At 70.0% G+C, this 16,937-nt stretch carries 15 protein-coding genes; 9 read left to right on the top strand and 6 right to left on the bottom strand.

All coding sequences use genetic code 11. From position 1 onward, the window contains the following. Positions 1-148: 148 nt before the first annotated feature. Positions 149-571, bottom strand: coding sequence for a sulfur globule family protein (locus tag CKO31_RS03930; protein WP_200234244.1), 423 nt, complete (start codon positions 569-571; stop codon positions 149-151). Between the two features lie 310 nt (positions 572-881). On the opposite strand from CKO31_RS03930, the gene pyrG reads away from it, so the two are divergent. From pyrG to CKO31_RS03970, 8 genes are all read left to right on the top strand, one after another. Continuing rightward, a complete protein-coding gene (gene pyrG, locus CKO31_RS03935; protein WP_200234246.1) occupies positions 882-2,558 on the top strand; it encodes a CTP synthase in 1,677 nt (558 codons plus the stop codon). A 192-nt stretch (positions 2,559-2,750) separates the two neighbouring features. Next, positions 2,751-4,028, top strand: a complete 1,278-nt coding sequence (gene eno / locus CKO31_RS03940) for a phosphopyruvate hydratase (protein WP_200234247.1) — start codon at positions 2,751-2,753, stop codon at positions 4,026-4,028. A 48-nt stretch (positions 4,029-4,076) separates the two neighbouring features. Then, positions 4,077-4,373: a cell division protein FtsB gene (ftsB, locus tag CKO31_RS03945; RefSeq protein ID WP_200234248.1), complete on the top strand. Its 297-nt coding sequence runs from the start codon at positions 4,077-4,079 to the stop codon at positions 4,371-4,373. Between the two features lie 49 nt (positions 4,374-4,422). After that, the gene (gene ispD / locus CKO31_RS03950) at positions 4,423-5,145 is read left to right on the top strand and encodes a 2-C-methyl-D-erythritol 4-phosphate cytidylyltransferase (RefSeq protein WP_242475130.1); all 723 of its coding nucleotides are present in this window, start codon (positions 4,423-4,425) and stop codon (positions 5,143-5,145) included. A gap of 432 nt (positions 5,146-5,577) precedes the next feature. Continuing rightward, positions 5,578-6,051 (top strand): 2-C-methyl-D-erythritol 2,4-cyclodiphosphate synthase, encoded by a 474-nt coding sequence (gene ispF, locus CKO31_RS03955; protein ID WP_200234249.1) that lies wholly within the window; start codon positions 5,578-5,580, stop codon positions 6,049-6,051. After that, on the top strand, positions 6,048-7,160 hold the full coding sequence (gene truD / locus CKO31_RS03960; protein WP_322789087.1) for a tRNA pseudouridine(13) synthase TruD: 1,113 nt from the start codon (positions 6,048-6,050) through the stop codon (positions 7,158-7,160). The genes ispF and truD overlap by 4 nt, the downstream gene beginning before the upstream one ends. Before the next feature lie 135 nt (positions 7,161-7,295). Next, positions 7,296-8,660, top strand: a complete 1,365-nt coding sequence (locus tag CKO31_RS03965; protein ID WP_200234250.1) for an NAD-dependent succinate-semialdehyde dehydrogenase — start codon at positions 7,296-7,298, stop codon at positions 8,658-8,660. 35 nt (positions 8,661-8,695) lie between these two features. After that, positions 8,696-9,559 carry an alpha/beta hydrolase gene (locus tag CKO31_RS03970; protein WP_200234251.1) on the top strand — a complete coding sequence of 288 codons (864 nt, stop codon included), beginning with the start codon at positions 8,696-8,698 and terminating at the stop codon, positions 9,557-9,559. 111 nt (positions 9,560-9,670) lie between these two features. On the opposite strand, the gene CKO31_RS03975 is transcribed toward CKO31_RS03970, so the two are convergent. The 3 genes from CKO31_RS03975 to CKO31_RS03985 all read right to left on the bottom strand — a co-directional run bounded on the left by CKO31_RS03975 (position 9,671) and on the right by CKO31_RS03985 (position 14,932). Beyond that, entirely contained in the window at positions 9,671-12,772 is a 3,102-nt protein-coding gene (locus CKO31_RS03975) for an efflux RND transporter permease subunit (RefSeq protein WP_200234252.1), read from the bottom strand. Beyond that, positions 12,769-14,046, bottom strand: a complete 1,278-nt coding sequence (locus CKO31_RS03980) for an efflux RND transporter periplasmic adaptor subunit (RefSeq protein WP_200234253.1) — start codon at positions 14,044-14,046, stop codon at positions 12,769-12,771. Before CKO31_RS03980 ends, CKO31_RS03975 begins: the two co-directional genes overlap by 4 nt. Positions 14,047-14,227: 181 nt before the next feature. Continuing rightward, on the bottom strand, positions 14,228-14,932 hold the full coding sequence (locus CKO31_RS03985; RefSeq protein WP_200234255.1) for a DUF502 domain-containing protein: 705 nt from the start codon (positions 14,930-14,932) through the stop codon (positions 14,228-14,230). A gap of 277 nt (positions 14,933-15,209) precedes the next feature. Here CKO31_RS03985 and CKO31_RS03990 point away from each other — a divergent pair, with 277 nt between their 5' ends. Next, positions 15,210-15,449 carry an AbrB/MazE/SpoVT family DNA-binding domain-containing protein gene (locus CKO31_RS03990; protein WP_200234257.1) on the top strand — a complete coding sequence of 80 codons (240 nt, stop codon included), beginning with the start codon at positions 15,210-15,212 and terminating at the stop codon, positions 15,447-15,449. A 337-nt stretch (positions 15,450-15,786) separates the two neighbouring features. Here the strand turns inward: CKO31_RS03990 and CKO31_RS03995 are convergent, their stop codons facing one another. After that, the gene (locus tag CKO31_RS03995) at positions 15,787-16,032 is read right to left on the bottom strand and encodes an acetyltransferase (RefSeq protein WP_200234259.1); all 246 of its coding nucleotides are present in this window, start codon (positions 16,030-16,032) and stop codon (positions 15,787-15,789) included. A 211-nt stretch (positions 16,033-16,243) separates the two neighbouring features. Then, positions 16,244-16,909 carry an FAD-binding oxidoreductase gene (locus CKO31_RS04000; RefSeq protein ID WP_200234261.1) on the bottom strand — a complete coding sequence of 222 codons (666 nt, stop codon included), beginning with the start codon at positions 16,907-16,909 and terminating at the stop codon, positions 16,244-16,246. Positions 16,910-16,937: the final 28 nt, after the last annotated feature.

A 16,937-nucleotide genomic window follows, 5' to 3' on the forward strand; every position in this document is an offset into this window, starting at 1 on the left:
CTTGCCCGACCGGATCAGCGTCAGCCCGTGGCCGACCAGCCGGCGCGCAAGCGCGGCCGGTTATCGCTGAAAAACAAAAGCCGCGCCCGAGGGCGCGGCTCGTGTGGCCGCCGGGGGCGGCGGCCGTCAGGGCAGTGCTGGCCCGATCTTACTTGGCTTCTTCGCCGGAGGGCTGCGCCGGGGCTGCCGGGGCTGCCGGGGCGCCGTAAGGGGCGCCGTAGGGCATGGGCGGTGCGCCGTAGCCGTAGCCCGGATAGCCGCCGCCGTAGCCGTAGCCCGGATAGCCGCCGTAGCCACCATAGGGATGGCCGTAGCCGTAGCCGCGGCCATAGCCATAGCCGCGACCATAGCCCCGGCCGTAACCGCGGCCACCGCCGGACATGCTCATGTTGAAGTCGCCGTAGCCGTCGCCGAACATGTCGCCCAGCATATCGCCCATGCCGTCACCCCAGCCGGAGCCGTAGCCGGGGCCGCCGTAGCCCGGGCCCCACCAGGCCTGTGCGGCGCTCATGGAGAAGGTGGCTGCACCGGCCACGGCGGCGATGCCGAAGATCTTGGCAAGCTTTTGCATGATCTGACGCTCCTGAAGAATTCTAGTGAGTTCAGCAGACCGGGACGGGCCGAGCGGTGTCGCCGCTGCCTGGCCCCGGCGGTCCGTAGGATACGAACGGCGCGGAGTATACGTGTCGGTTTTCGGCTTGTGAAGTGCGCTAGGGAGCGGTTTCCTGGGGTAATTCAGCGCAGGTCCCTGCGCCGGGGACCGTTTTCGCTGCGAATTGAGGGAGGGGGGTATATTTGGTAACGTCCGCTCTGTCTCGTGCCGCACATCCCCTGTCTCGGCAAATGTCTCGGCAAAGCCGTCGTCGGGCCTCCAGGAAGTCATGACCAAGCTCATTTTCGTCACCGGCGGCGTCGTGTCGTCCCTCGGTAAAGGCATCGCGTCCGCGTCCCTGGGCGCGTTGTTGGAGGCCCGCGGCCTGCGGGTCACCATGATCAAGCTCGACCCCTACATCAACGTGGACCCGGGCACCATGAGCCCGTTCCAGCATGGCGAGGTCTATGTCACCGACGACGGCGCGGAGACCGACCTGGATCTCGGTCACTACGAGCGCTTCCTGCGCACGCGGATGGGCCGCAACAACAACTACACCACCGGCCAGATCTATGACAGCGTCATCCGTAAGGAGCGCCGCGGCGACTATCTCGGCCGCACCGTGCAGGTGATCCCCCACATCACCGACGAGATCAAGTCCAGCATCCTGCTCGGTGCCGACGACGCCGACGTGGCCCTGGTGGAGATCGGCGGCACCGTCGGCGACATCGAATCCCTGCCCTTCCTGGAAGCCATCCGCCAGATGCGGGTGGAGCTCGGCCCGAAGGCGGCGATGTTTATCCATCTGACCCTGGTGCCGTACATCCAGACCGCCGGCGAGATCAAGACCAAGCCCACCCAGCACTCGGTCAAGGAGCTGCGCTCCATCGGTATCCAGCCGGACGTGCTGCTGTGCCGGGCGGAGCGGGACCTGCCGGACGACGAGCGGCGCAAGATCGCGCTTTTCACCAATGTGCCGGAGGCGGCCGTCATTTCCGCCGTGGACGCCGACAACATCTACCGCATCCCCATGCTGCTGCACGCCCAAGGCCTGGATGCGCTGGTGGTGGAGCAGTTCGGGCTCGACGTGCCGGCGGCGGATCTCGGCGAGTGGCAGCGGGTGCTCGAGGGCTTCGAGCATCCAACCGAGACCGTCACCATCGGCATGGTCGGCAAGTACATGGACCTCACCGAGGCCTACAAGTCCCTGTCGGAGGCCCTCGCCCACGCCGGCGTGCATACCGGCACCCGGGTGCGCATCCAGTACCTGGACTCCGAAGAGATCGAGCGCACCGGCACCGACTGCCTGACGGGCATCGACGCCGTGCTGGTGCCCGGCGGCTTCGGCGAGCGCGGCATCGAGGGCAAGATTGCTGCCGTGCGCTTCGCCCGCGAGCAACGCCTACCCTACCTGGGCATTTGTCTCGGCATGCAGGTGGCCGTCATCGAGTACGCGCGCAACGTCGCCGGACTCGCCGGCGCCCACAGCACCGAGTTCGACCCCCGGACGCCGCACCCGGTCATCGCGCTCATCACCGAGTGGCAGACCGAGAGCGGCCAACGTGAGACCCGAGGCGCGGACGCCGACAAGGGCGGCACCATGCGCCTGGGCGGGCAGAACTGCCGGCTGGAGCCCGGCAGCCTCGCGCGCCGGGTCTACGGCCGCCACCAGATTCGCGAGCGCCACCGCCACCGCTACGAGTTCAACAACCGCTACTGCGATGCCATGAAGGACGCGGGCCTGCGCTTTTCGGGCTGGTCGCTGGATTCCAGGCTGGTGGAGATCATCGAAATACCGGATCATCCCTGGTTCGTGGGCTGCCAGTTCCACCCGGAGTTCACGTCCACGCCGCGCGACGGCCATCCGCTGTTTCGCGGCTTCGTGGAGGCCGCGTTGGCGCAGCAGCGCCGCACCGGCGCAGCGGCGCGGGTGGGCAAGACGCCGGCACCGGAGCAGGTGGCCTGACGCCGGCGCCGCGGATGCCGCACCGGCGCCCCAGGCCCGACCGGCCGCTGGCGCGACGGCGTCGCGGCACCGGCGCCCAACCCTGACCCGGCAGCCACCAGGGCGCTCATCGCATCGTCTCTGCGACCCAACAGGCTCCCCAATAGGCGATTCGCCCCGCTGTAACCGCGACCCAAGCTGGAGAACCGAACCATGTCCGAGATCGTCGATGTCCGCGCCCGCGAAGTGCTCGACTCCCGCGGCAACCCGACCGTCGAGGTGGACGTTATCACCGCCGACGGCGCCATCGGCCGTGCCGCCGTTCCATCGGGGGCGTCCACCGGCTCCCGCGAGGCCCTGGAGCTGCGCGACGGCGACAAGGCCCGCTACGGCGGCAAGGGCGTCCTCAACGCCTGCGCCAACGTCAACGGCGAGCTCAAGGACGCCGTGACGGGCATGGATGCCAGCGAGCAGGAGGCCATCGATCGCAAGATGATCGACCTCGACGGCACCGACAACAAGGGCCGCCTCGGTGCCAATGCCATCCTCGGCGTCTCCATGGCAGCCGCCCACGCCGCCGCGCAGGAGGGCTCGCTGCCCCTGTATCAGTACCTGGGTGCGGATGCGGCCACGCTGCCGGTGCCGATGATGAACATCGTCAACGGCGGCGAGCATGCCGACAACAGCGTCGACTTCCAGGAGTTCATGATCCTACCGGTGGGTGCGTCGAGCATCCGCGAGGCGGTGCGCTATGGCGCCGAGGTCTTCCATGCGCTGAAGTCCGTGCTGAACGGCCGCGGGCTCGCCACCGGCGTCGGCGACGAGGGCGGCTTCGCGCCGGACCTGCCGAGCAACGAGGCCGCCATCGAGGTGATCCTGGAAGCCATCGACAAGGCCGGCTTCAAGGCCGGGCAGGACATCTACCTCGGCATGGACGTAGCGGCATCGGAGTTCTACGAAGGCGGCATGTACAACCTCAAGGGCGAGGGCCGCAAGCTCGACGCCGCCGGCATGACGGACCTGCTCATCGAGTGGTGCGACAAATATCCCATTCTCAGCATCGAGGACGGCCTCGCCGAGGGTGACTGGGACGGCTGGAAGGATCACACTGCCCGCCTCGGTGCCAAGGTGCAGCTGGTGGGTGACGATCTCTTCGTCACCAATACCAAGATCCTGCAGGAAGGCATCGACAAGGGCATCGCCAACTCCATCCTCATCAAGGTCAACCAGATCGGTACCCTCACCGAGACCCTGGAGGCCATCCAGATGGCGGAGGACGCCGGCTACAGCGCCGTAGTCTCGCACCGCTCCGGTGAGACCGAAGACACCACCATCGCCGACTTGGTGGTCGCCGCCGGCACCGGGCAGATCAAGACGGGCAGCCTCTCGCGCTCCGACCGCGTCGCCAAGTACAACCAGCTCATGCGCATCGAGGATCAGCTCGGCGACGCCGCCGTCTATCCCGGGCGCGCCGCGTTCAAGCATCTCTGAAGCCGGAGGCAGCGCAGCCGCCATGGGCACGCAGCAGAGGCCGGGGTCGTGACACGCTGGGTCATCCTGGGTCTGCTGCTGCTCTTGGGTCTGCTCCAGTACCGGCTCTGGGTGGGCGAGGGGAGCATCAAGGAGCTGCACGCCCTGCGTGCGCAGATCGAAGAGCACCGCGCGGAGCTGGAGCGCCTGGAGGCCCGAAATCTGGCCCTGGCTGCGGAGGTGGAGGACCTGCGCACCGGCGTCGAGGCCATCGAGGACCGCGCCCGCAGCGAGCTCGGCATGATTCAGCGCGGCGAGGTCTTCCTCCAGGTCATCGAGAAGCCCGAGGAGGAGGTTGGCCAATGACGCCGGCGGTCCGGCACCGCGCCGATCCGGACCGGTGGGGCCCGCCGGCATGAGCGCCGACATGGGCCACGCCGTGCGCCATTGGGCGCTGATCCCGGCCGCTGGCGTCGGCCGCCGCTTCGGCGCCGAGGTGCCCAAGCAATACCTCTCCCTCGGCGGGCGGCCCGTCATCGACCACGCCATCGCCGCCTTTGTGGAGCATCCGGGCATCGCCGGCTGCGCCGTGGTGCTCGGCAGCGACGACGGCTGGTGGTCCGATGTCAGTGCCTATGCCGACCACCCGAGCGTCCTGCGCGCACCGGGCGGCGCCGAGCGTTGCTACTCGGTGCGCAATGGCTTGACGGCGCTGGCCGCCCGCGCGACTGACGACGACTGGGTCCTGGTGCACGACGCCGCGCGCCCCTGCCTGCGCCGGGCGGACCTGGACCGCCTGCTGGACGCCCTGCGTGAGGAGCCCGTCGGCGCCCTGCTCGCGGTGCCCATTGCCGACACGGTCAAGCGCGCCGACGCCGGGCAGGTGGCCGAGACCCTGCCGCGTACGGCACTATGGCGGGCCTACACGCCCCAGGCGTTTCGCCTCGGCCTGCTGCGCCGGGCCCTGGAGTATGCGCAATCCCAGGACCTGGTGGTCACCGACGACGCCAGCGCGGTGGAGCTGCTGGGTCTGCAGCCGGCGCTCATCGAATGCCAAGCGGACAACATCAAGATTACCCGCCCGGAGGACCTGCCGCTGGCGGCCTTTTATCTAGAGCAGCAGCAAGAAGAGGCCTGAGAGCCAGGGGCCTGATCCGGTCGCGGCGGTCACAGACAGCGCGGTGTCGGGCTTCGCGCCTCAGCCCGACGGGGCGGCAAGGCGTAGGTCGGCGCCGATGTCAGGAGGCCCGACGGTCAGGCTGCGGTTTCGGGATCCGTGCCTCAGCCCGACTTGCGGGCTAGGATGACACCGACGAGCAAGATTCAGCGCCAAATATTAGAATTTGGTGTTGTACTGCCGTAAACGGCAGCTCGTCGGCATTCGGCTCCCCTGTATTAGCCGCGACCACCGCTCAACCAGAGACGCCAGCATGCACTCAACAAACGAAGCCACCGGCGCCGGACCACGGCCCGCCGGCGGCAGGCATCAAGAGCCCCGGTCCGGACCTGCGGCCGCCGGCCCTCGGCCCTGCGCGAGCGCCGAACGGGCGTTCTGGCTTGGGGCCATCCCATGCTGATCGGCCAAGGCATTGACGCCCACCGTTTCGAGCCCGGCCGGCCGCTGGTGCTGGGCGGGGTGGAGATCCCGCACGATCACGGGCTCGCCGCGCACTCCGACGGCGATGTCGTCATTCACGCCCTCTGCGATGCCCTGCTCGGCGCCGCCGGCCTCGGCGACATTGGCCACCACTTTCCGGACACCGACGCCGCCTACGCCGGTATCGACAGCCGCATCCTGCTGGCGCGGGTGATGGACGCCCTGCGCGAGCGCGACCTCGCCGTGCACAACGCGGACCTCACCATCGCCGCCCAGCGCCCGAAGCTCGCCGCGCACATCGCCGCCATGCGCGAAACCCTGGCCGCGGACCTGGACTGCCCGCAGGCCCGGGTCAACGTCAAGGCCACCACCACCGAGCGGATGGGCTTCACCGGCCGCGGCGAAGGCATCGCCGCGTTCGCCGTGGTGCTGCTGGACGCATCGTGACTGTCCCTGAGCTGGTTGCCGACCCGGATGCCGCGGCACAAGCCCCGGCTGCGCCACCGCCCTGGCGCAGCTTCCGCGCCCTGCCGCGAGCCCACGGCGAGCCGCTGATTCGCTTTCGCATCCGCTCCCAGCCGGCGGACTTCGTCGTCGACGAGATCCTCGCCTTCGGCCCGGACGGCGACGGCGAGCACCAACTGCTCAAGGTGCGCAAGACCAACGCCAACACCGACTGGGTCGCGCGGCGGCTGGCGAGCCTCGCCGGCGTACCGCACAAGGCCGTGGGCTATGCCGGACTCAAGGACCGCTATGCCGTCACCACCCAATGGTTCTCGGTGCATCTCGGCAAACGTGCAGAGCCCGACTGGGGCCTGCTCGACGCCGACGGCATCGAAGTGCTGGAGTCCCACGCCCATAAGCGCAAGCTCCGTCGCGGTGTTCTCGCCGGCAATGCCTTCCAACTGGTGCTGCGCGAGGTCAGCGGCGACAGCGAGGGCCTCGCTGCTCGGGTGGACGCCATCGCCCAGCAAGGCGTGCCCAATTATTTCGGCCCGCAGCGCTTCGGCCGCGACGAGGGCAATCTGGTGCGGGCCGACGCCATGTTCCGGGGCGCACCCGCCGAGGACGACCGCGGGCGTCGCGCCGACCGCCACCTGCAGGGGCTCTATGTCTCCGCCGCCCGCTCCCAGCTGTTCAACGAGGTACTCGCTGCACGCGTCGAGCGCGGCGACTGGCACCAGGCCCTGGCGGGCGAGCGCCTGCAGCTGCGCGGCAGCCATTCCCACTTTCTGGCCGAGAGCGTCGATGCGCGCATCCGCGAGCGTGTGGCCAGCGGCGATGCCCAGCCCACGGGGCCCCTCGTCGGCGCGGGCGAGACGCTGACCACCGGTGAGGTCGCGGCGCTGGAGGCCGCCGTCGCCGCGCCCTTCGCCCAGTGGCAGCAGGGCCTCGCCGCCGCCGGCCTCAAGCAGGAGCGCCGCTCCCTGGTGCTCTACCCAGAGGCGCTGCGGCTGGATCGCCGCGCCGGCGACGAGCTGGGCATCGCCTTCACCCTGCCCGCCGGCAGCTATGCGACGGCGCTGCTGCGGGAGCTCGGCGACTGGCAGGACTGACGCCGACGGTCCTGCATCCCGTCGCCAGCCGCCGTCCCTCCCTGGGTCGCGACGCCGAGGCGGCCCGGCCGGGTCGACAGATGGCGGCCTTGAGGTTGATCCTTGGGTCACGCCAACCCCGACGGAGGCTCCCCAATGCCCATCGCGCATACCAATCCCGCCACCGGCGAGCTGGTCCGCCGCTTCGACGCCATGGACGATGCCGCGCTCGCAGCTCGTCTGGATGCCGCACAGCAGGCCGCCGCCGACTGGGCGGAGCGCACCCTCGCCGAGCGCTGCAGCCTACTGATCCGGGTCGCGGCCTTGCTGCGCGAGCGCCGCGACGACCTCGCCCGGCTCGTCACCATCGAGATGGGCAAGCTCATCGGCGAGGCCGAGGGTGAAATCGACAAGTGCGCCTGGGTCTGTGAGCACTACGCCGAGCACGCGGCGGCCTATCTCGCCGACGAGGCCATTGCGTCGGATGCCACCAGGAGCCTCATCGCCTGTCGGCCGCTGGGGCCGGTGCTCGCCGTCATGCCCTGGAACTTCCCCTTCTGGCAGGTCTTCCGCTGTGCCGCCCCGGCGCTCGCTGCCGGCAACCCGGTGCTGTTGAAGCACGCCTCCAACGTACCGGGCTGCGCGCTGGCCGTCGAAGGCCTGTTGCGCGATGCCGGTGCACCGGACGGCGTCTTCGCGACCCTGCTCATCGAAGCGGACCGCGTCGAGGCCGTCATCGCCCATCCCGCGGTACGGGCCGTCAGCCTCACCGGCAGCGACGCGGCCGGGCGCAAGGTGGCCGCCGCCGCCGGCGCCCACCTCAAGAAGACCGTGCTGGAGCTCGGCGGCTCGGACGCCTTCGTGGTCCTGGACGACGCCGATCTGGACCGCGCCGCCGACATGGCCGTGACATCGCGGTTTATGAACGCCGGGCAGAGCTGCATCGCCGCCAAGCGCTTCATCGTGCTGGATGCGGTGGAGGCCGACTTCATGGAGCGCCTGCGCGCCGGCATCGAGGCACTGCGGCCCGGCGACCCGGCGCACCGCGAGACCACCCTCGCACCCATGGCCCGCGCCGACCTCCGCGATGACCTGCACGCCCAAGTCCAGGTCAGCATGGATGCCGGCGCCGTGCTCGCCATGGGCGGTCAGCCGTTGGACCGGCCGGGCTTCTTCTACGCACCGACCCTGCTGGAGCACGTCTCCCCGGGCATGCCCGCCTACGACGACGAGCTCTTCGGCCCGGTGGCCGCCGTCATCGACGCCGCCGACGAGGAGGAGGCCCTGCGCATCGCCAACGACAGCCGCTTCGGCCTCGGCGGCAGCGTCTGGACCCGGGACGCCGCGCGTGGCGAGGCCTTCGCCCGGCGTATGCAATGCGGCTGCGCCTTCGTCAACGGCATGGTCAAGAGTGACCCCAGGCTGCCCTTCGGCGGCATCGGCGATTTGGGCTATGGGCGGGAGCTCTCCCGGCTCGGCATCCGGGAATTCGTCAATCAGCAGACGCTCTGGGTAGCCTGAGTGTTTCGACGGCCGTCCGTGGCTCGCGTTGGACCATGAGCCCCTGGCTCGCGCTCATCCTGGGCGGCATTCTGCTGGCCGGCCTGCTGCCGCTGGGCGTGCATCTGGGCTTTCGGGCGCCGCGCGTGCGCGCGGATCGCTCGCCGGCCGACCTCGGGCTCGCCTTCGAGGCGGTGCGCATCCCCACCGTCCGCGGCCGGTCCCTCGCCGGCTGGCTGCTGCCGGCGCCAGACTCGGCCGCGACCGTCGTCATGGTGCACGGCTGGGGCAGCAATGCCGACCAGATGCTGCCGCTGGCTTTGCCGCTGACCCGCGCCGGCTTCAATGTCCTGCTGTTCGACGTCCGCAACCATGGCGCGAGCGATGCGGACACCTTCTCCTCGCTGCCGCGCTTCGCCGAGGACCTCGCCGCGGCGATCACCTGGCTACAGCAGCACCGGCCGGCGCAGGCGGCCCGCCTCGCAGTGCTCGGCCACTCGGTGGGCGCCGGCGCCGCGCTGCTGGAGGCCACCCGCAACGCGTCCGTCAGCGCCGTGGTCAGCATCGGCGCCTTCGCCCACCCGGCCGAGGTGAACCGGCGCTACCTCGCGCAGGTGTACATGCCCAAGCCCGTGGTCTGGCTGGTGCGGCGCTATGTGGAGTGGCTGATCGGCTACGACTTCGCCAGCATCGCCCCCGTCAACACCATTCGCCGTGTGCGCTGCCCGGTGCTGTTGGTCCACGGCAGCCGTGACCGCCGGGTGCCAGTCACCGACGCACGCCGCATCGCCGCCGCGGCGGACCCGGCACAGGTGACACTGTTTGAGGTCGCAGACGCCGACCATGACTCCGTGGACCTAATCGAGGCCCACAGCAGCCGCCTGGTGCGCTTTCTGCGGGAGGCGTCAGCCGCCGGCTGATGGCGTGTCCGTGAAAGGGCAGGCTCGTCTGCGGTGACGTAGGACGCGCTAGACTCGACGCTGAGCAGGTGGAGCGCCCTCGTAAAGGGCTCTGACCCCTTTTTTGCACCGTCAGCCGGCCTCGCTGCGCTGCGCCGCGAGCTCCCGCGCCAGCGCCGCCCGTGGGCGGGTGCGCCGGGCCATGAGCAGGTAGAGCACCGGCACCAGGAACAGGGTCAGCAGGGTGGCCGCGATGACGCCGCCGAGGATGGCCAGCCCGATGATCCGCCGGGTCTCGGCGCCGGGGCCGAAGGCGAGCGCCAGGGGCAGGGCGCCGAAGAGGGTGGCGATGGAGGTCATCAGGATGGGGCGAAAGCGCACCCGTGCGGCTTCTTCCACGGCGGTGCGGAAGTCCTCGCCGCGGTCGCGGAGCTGGTTGATGAACTCCACCAGGATGATGGCGTTCTTGGCCATGATGCCGATGGCGAGGATAAAGCCGATCTGGCTGTAGATGTTGATGCTGCCGCCGCCGAGGCCGAGGGCGACCAGGGCGCCGAACAGGGCCAGCGGCACGCCGGCCAGCAGCACCAGGGGCTGGATGAAGCTCTCGAACTGCGCCGCCAGCACCAGGAAGACGATGATCATGGCGAGCCCGAAGGCGAGCAGGAAGGCGCGGCCCTGGCGCTGGTAGTCCTGACTCACCGACAGCCAGCGGATCTGCATGTCCGCCGGCAGCAGCGGCCGGGTGGCCTCGCCCAGGCGTCCGACCACATCGCCCAGGGCATAGCCGCTGGTGAGCGATGCCTTCAGGGTCACCGCCGGCAGTCGGTCCACACGGTGACGCTCGGCGGCGCGGCCGATCAGCTCGGTCTCGATGAGCCCGGCGAGCTTCACCAGGCGCCCGTCCTCGGCGCGCAGCTGCACCCGGCCCAGGTCCTCCGGCGCGGCGCGGTCCTCCGCGCGGGCGCGGACCATGACCTCGTAGGTCTCGGCGTCCAGGGAGAAGTCGGTAATGTCCTCGCCGCCCATCAGGATCTGCAGGGTGCGGCCGATGTCCGCCACTGGGATGCCGAGCGCCGCGGCGCGGTCGCGGCGCACGGTGATGCGCAGCTGCGGGTTGGTGGGCTGGTAGTCGAGCCGGGCCTGGGCAATGCCGGGGAGCTTGCGGGCTTCGGCTAGGGCCTTCCGGGCCACGTCATTGACCTCGTCCAGGCGCGCGCCGGTGATGGCCATCTGGATGGGCTGCTCGAAGCCGCCGCCGATGCTGGGCGGGTTGACGGCGAAGGCCTGGGCGCCGGTGACGCCGGCGAGCATGGGCAGGATCTGCCGCGTGACGTCGAACTGGCTCTGCGCGCGCTGGCCCCAGGGCTTGAGCTTCAGGATCACGATGCCGGAGTTGACCGGGCCCTGGCCTGCGCTGCGCGGCGCCACCAGGGCGATGACATGCCGCGCCGGGCCGTCGGGACCGGTCAGCGGCAGCAGCCGGGACTCGATGTCTTTCAGGACGTCGGTCATGTACTCCAGCGTCGCGCCCTCGGGCGCCGCCACCGGGATGAACACCGCACCGCGGTCCTCCCGCGGCGAGAACTCCCGCGGCAGGTCCCGATACAGCCAGACGGTGCCCGCCACCAGCGCGATGGCCAGCAACAGCACCAGCCAGCGCCAGTGCAGCACCCCCCGCAGCAGGCGCTGGTAGCCGCCGGCAACACCGTCGAAGAAGCCGCTGACCCTCGCATGGAAGGGGTTGGCGCGGATGCGCTCGGCATCCACCAGCTTGGAGGCGACCGTCACACCCGCCGTGAGCGCCACCAGACTGGACAGCGCCAGAGCGCCGCCGAGGCCTGCGGCGAATTCGCCGAACAGCCGCCCGGCATCGCCGGTGAGGAAGCCAAGCGGGGTGATGACCGCCAGCAGGACCGTGGTGGTGGCGACCACGGCGAAGGCCACCTCGCCGGCGCCCAGGTCCGCCGCCAGGAGTCGCGGCTTGCCCTGCTCCGAATAGCGGAAGACGTTCTCGCCGACGACGATGGCATCGTCCACCAGCATGCCGATGGCCAGGATCAGCGCCAGCAGGGTCAGCACATTGATGGAAAAGCCCAGCGCATAGAGCAGAATAAACGCCCCGATGACGGACGCCGGAATGGTGGCCGCCGGCACCAGGGTCGCCCGCCAGGAGCCGAGCGCCAGGAAGACCACGATGATCACCAGGGCGATGGTGAGCAGCAGCGTCAGCACGATCTGGCGGATGGACGCCTCCACGAAGGTTGCGGCGTCATAGGCAATGGTCACGCTGACCTCGTCCGGGATGCGCGGGTCCAGCGCATCCAGCTTCTCGCGCACGGCGTGTGAGATGGCGACCAGGTTGGAGCCGGACTGGCGCACTACGCCGAGGCCCACCGCATCCTTGCCGTCCAGGCGCACCGCGGTGCGGTAGGACTCGGGGCCGTACTCGATCTCCGCAACGTCGTCCAGGCGCACCTCGGTGCCGTCCCGGTCGGCGATGATCAGCTCACGGTACTCGGCCGGCGCCTTCAGCTGCGTCATGGTGCGCAGCGTCAGCTCCCGCTCCGCGCCCACCAGCCGGCCCGCCGGCAGCTCCAGGTTGCGCGCGCGCAGGGCCTGCTCCACGTCCAGCACCGTGAGCCCGCGGGCGGCGAGGCGGTCCAGGTCAAGGTGGATGCGCATGGCATAGCGGCGCTCGCCGCCGAACAGCACCTGCGCCACGCCGGGCACCGTCGACAGGGGGTCCACCAGCACCCGGTCGCCCAGGTCCGAGAGCTGTAGGCGGTTCAGGGTCTCGCTGGTGAGCACGATCCACATCACCACCTGCCCGCGCAGGGATTGCTGGGCGATCTCCGGGTCCTCGGCCTGATCCGGCAGCTGATTGCGCACGCGGGAGATGCGATCGCGCACGTCCGCCGCTGCCAGGTCCAGATTCCGGCTCAGCAGGAACTCCACCTCGATGCGCGCGCGCCCGTCGCGGGAGTTGGCGCGGATCTGGCGCACGCCGTCGATGCCGCTGACGGCCTCTTCGATGGGCTCGGTGACCTCCCGCTCCACCACGGCCGCCGACGCGCCGGGGTAGATCACGGTGGCGGTGATGGTGGGGTCGTCGATGTCCGGATATTCGCGCACCGGCAGGTTCAGCACCGCCGCGGTGCCGATGACGACGATCAGCAGCGACACGACCGTCGCGGTGACGGGTCGGGTGACGGCGAGGCGGGTGATGCTCACGGCTGCGCCTGCGGTGCCTTGTTCGGGTTGCCGGCGCCGGCACCCGGCGGCGGGCCGGTGCGCACGGCAGCGCCGTCGCGCAGGCCCTGGAGGCCGGAGACCACCACCTGCTCGCCGGCGCTGACGCCGTCGGTGACGGCCACCCAGCCGTCGCGACGCAGACCGGTCTGCACCGTGCGGCGGCGGACCTTGGGTGGCTCAGGTCCGGCACCGTCGGCCTGCGGCTCGCCGGGGGCGGCGGCCGGCGGTGGGCTCGCGGTGTTCGGCTCCGGCGAGCCTGCCGATGCGCCGGCAGCTGATCCAGCGGCCGCGGCGGTTGGCGGCGACTCCAGCACGAACAGGTGCTCCGTCGGCCCGCGGGCGATGACGGCCGCCTCCGGCACGGTCAATAGTGACTGCTCGCCGCTGAGTAATGCCGCTTGCAGAAACATGCCGGGCTTGAGCGCACCCTCGGGGTTCGCGAAGGTCGCCTCCACCGGCAAAGTGCGCAGCTGCGGGTCGACTTGGGTGCCGACGAAGGTCACCTCGCCGCTGAAGGTCCGCTCGGGGTACGCGGGCGTGGTCGCCTGCACGCGCTGGCCCTTGGCGATGCGCGCCAGCGCCGTCTCCGGCACGTCCAGCAACAGGTCCAGCGGGTCGCTGCGGCGCAGGTCCGCCACCGGTGTGCCCGGCTCCAGCAGGGCGCCGGGGCTCACCAGCCGGCGGCCGACCACACCGGTGAAGGGCGCGTCCACGACCCGGTCTTCCAGGTCCTCCTCGGCCACCGCCAACGCCGCCGCGGCGGATTCGGCGGCGGCCTCGGCTTGCTCCAGGTCGGAAGCGGAGACGAAGTCGTTCTGTTTTAGCTCGCGCAGGCGGTTCAGGTCTCGGCGCGCCTCGGCCAGCTGCGCCTCGGCCTCGTCGACGCGCGCCGCCGCACGCTCGCGCTCCAGCCGCAGCAGCGGGTCGCCGGTGCTCACGCGGTTGCCCTCCTCGAACAGGACCTCCGCCACCCGCCCGCGCGAGCGGGCCGTGACGGTCACGGATTCCGGCGCCGTCAGGGTGCCGGTGGCGGTGATGCGCTGCTCCACCCGGCGCTGGCGGACCGGCTCGGTCTCCACCAGGGGCGGTGGACGGCCGCGCTGCCCCGGCGGCCCGCCGCCGGCGATCAGCATCATCAGCTCCGCTCGGTACAGCCAGCCGAGGCCGAGTGCCGCGGCCAGCGCCAGCAGCAGCAGGCCGAGGGTCAGCAGGCGGGCAGGCTTGCCTGAGGCGGACTGATTGGCGTTGGACATCCGGGGTTGGTCTTCGCAGCGTGGGCGCTGTGCAGGCAGCAACAGCCGTGCCGGGTCCCATTCGGGGCCAATCCCCCATCCGCGGGGCGAGGTCTGCGCCCGGGCTCGGCTGGTGTGGGGCAATGGCCCCGCTTCGAGAGCCTAAGCTGGGGCAAATGCACCAGCACGGGTCCGTCAGGGGTCAGCCTCGGGCATCGACGCCCTCGGCGGGCTTCATGTCGGTGTCCGCGCCGCCGCCCGCGGCCGCGGCGGGCTGATCGCCGGTGAGGGACCCGCCGGTGAGCACGGCGCGCAGTGCCTGCTCGGTGCCCACGTCCAGGGGCGTGACGCGGGCCGGGTCCAGGTACAGCGTATAGCCGCCCACCTGGTAGCTCATGGGCAGGTAGACGGCGATGCGCTGTGCTGCGTCGTCAGCATGCACCTGTCCTGTGGGCAGAGTCGCGCGCTCCTGCATGACGAAGCCCACCAGTTGCATCTCCCCGTCGCCGAGCGGCAGGCCGACGCTCACGGGCCGGCCGAGCTCCTGGTCACTGCCCTGGGCAAAAAAGCGGGAGACGTCCTTCAGGCCCTGGAACAGGCTCTTTACCAGGGGAATCCGGTCGAGCACCCCCTCCAACAGGTTCACCAGCCAGCGCACCAAAAACAGGTTGGCCAGCAGCCCGGCCGCCAGCGTCAGCACGACGCCCACGGCGAGCCCCGCGCCCGGGATATACCAGTCCGGCGGGAGCAGCTGTCGTAGTGCGCCGCCCACCACCAGCTCCACCGAGCGGCCGAGCCAGATGATGAGCGCAATGGTGAGGATCAGCGGTGCCAGCAGGGCGATGCCCTGCAGGAACAGGTTGCGCAGGCGGGTCAGGACCTGGGTGGTGGCAGATCGCTCCGGCATTCGAGTCTCCGTAGTCGAGGATGGCGGTGTTCATGCAAGGGGCGTGCAGAACAGACCCGTGGTCAACGGCTCGCGCTCGCGCTTCGGCTCGATGCGCTCCAGCAGGTCCTCGATGACCCCTGCCTCAGGATCTCTGGCTGCGACAAGCTGAAGGCCGTCAGCAAAGCGCTCAGCCGGCAATGGCAAGTAAGACCGGGGCGGAGCCCGTCGCAAGTCGGCCTTGACCTGCCGCATCCGCCGGCATACCGTTCGGTAAGAGTCTATGGAGAGTGTAAGAATGTCCACCTCGACCATGACATCCAAGGGCCAAGTGACCGTACCGCTGGCGATTCGTCGGCAGCTGGGTATCGGTCCTGGAGACCGACTCTCGGTTAGCGTCCGCGACGATGGTGTGCTGGAGGTCGTCCCTGAGACCGGGGATTTCCTAAGCCTTGCGGGCTCGATCAAGCCGCGGGTCAATGACGTGACGCTCGAGGATATGGAGACCGCGATCGGAGCAGGCGCCTGTGGCGAATGATCGCACTCGACACCAACGTCCTGGTCCGATTTCTCGTCGCCGACGACGCCCACCAGCATAGGCAAACGGTCGCCTTTATCGAGCGCGCCCTATCCGAGGCATCCACCCTACGCCCTGCGCATCCGAGTGGCGGTCTGAGCTTTGATCGACGCTGACGGTCGGGTTGAAGGCACGAGGTGTGGTGGGGCCGTGCGGATGGCGCACGGTCCGGGAGCGTGTCGGGCCTCGCTGCCGCTCAGCGCCGACCTACGGCTCGGCGCGGGTCTCAGGCCCAGCGGGACTTGCGGTGCGGCGCTGGCGGACAGGGGCCGCCGGCAGGCGGCCCGGCGCGGGATGCTCAGGCGGCTTTGCCGTGATGGTGGGCCGCTTCCACCTCGGCGTCGCGGTAGTGTGGGTCCGTCCAGCAGCGAGGCAGCGGCTCGCCGGAGGCGAAGCGCAGCTTGCCCTTGTCGAAGTAGGCCGGGTCCTGGGGCTCTTCGCCGTAGTGAAGGCGCCCAGCGACACGGTCGTGCCGGGGGCTGTAGAGATCGCCGAGGGAGAGCACCTCGACGAGCTTGCCGGTGTCTTGGTCTTTGAGCAGCATGATGACCTCCGTTCAGTCGGGGCCGCAGCCTCGCGGCGATGCAGGCGCAAGCGTCGACCAAGACGCTCTGCACCGATACTGCCCGCCGATAGGGGCCTCTGCGGCGTGGTGGTCGCAGTTCTGTCTTTCAGATTAGCTGATTGTGAGCAGTACACGGCAGCGAGCGTCGGCTGCGCCGAAACGCCCGTCGCAACCGGCGCCGGCGCCGGTGTCAGTGCTCATAGACGAGCTGTTCGGCACGAATGCCCAGGGTCGTCAGCGCCTCGTTGATGGCCGAGACGAAGGCGTCCGGTCCGCACACGTAGAAGTAGCCGTCGCGGTTGCCGATGTTGGCATCCAGGAAGCTCTGATCGATGCGCTTGCCCTCGCGCCCCGGCTCGCGCTCGCGGGTGAAGGTGAGCACCAGGTCGTCGCCCAGGTAGTGGCGTAGCTCTTTGGCGCAGATCACATCCGCTTCGCTCTTGTTGCTGAGCAGCAGCCGATGGCCGGCCAGAGTGTCGTCCTTGGCCAGGCGGCGCAGCATGGCCAGGAAGGGCGTAACTCCCGTGCCGGCGGCAATGAAGGTGCCGGGTCCCTGGTAGGTGATGCTGCCGAAGGGGTCACTGACGCGCAGCCGGGCGCCCGGCTCCAGGGCGTGCAGGGCTTCGGTGACGCCGTCCTCTTCCGGGTAGCGCTTGACGGTGAGCTCCAGCAGGCGATCCTCCAGCAGAGAGGTGGGCGTGAAGGGCCGCCACTCGTCGCGGAAGCCTTCCTGGTCTAGGGCCAGCTCCACGCCCTGGCCGGGCAGCCAGTCCAGCCCGTCCGGGCGACTCAGCAGCAGCCGCTGTACGTCATGGGTGACGAGCTCGCGCATCATCAGAGTTGCGTCATGGGGCATGGGTCGATCTCCGGCATTGGCTGCGTCG

The sequence above is a fragment of the Thiohalocapsa halophila genome (assembly GCF_016583825.1).
In the GTDB taxonomy this organism is placed as follows: Bacteria; Pseudomonadota; Gammaproteobacteria; order Chromatiales; family Chromatiaceae; genus Thiohalocapsa; species Thiohalocapsa halophila.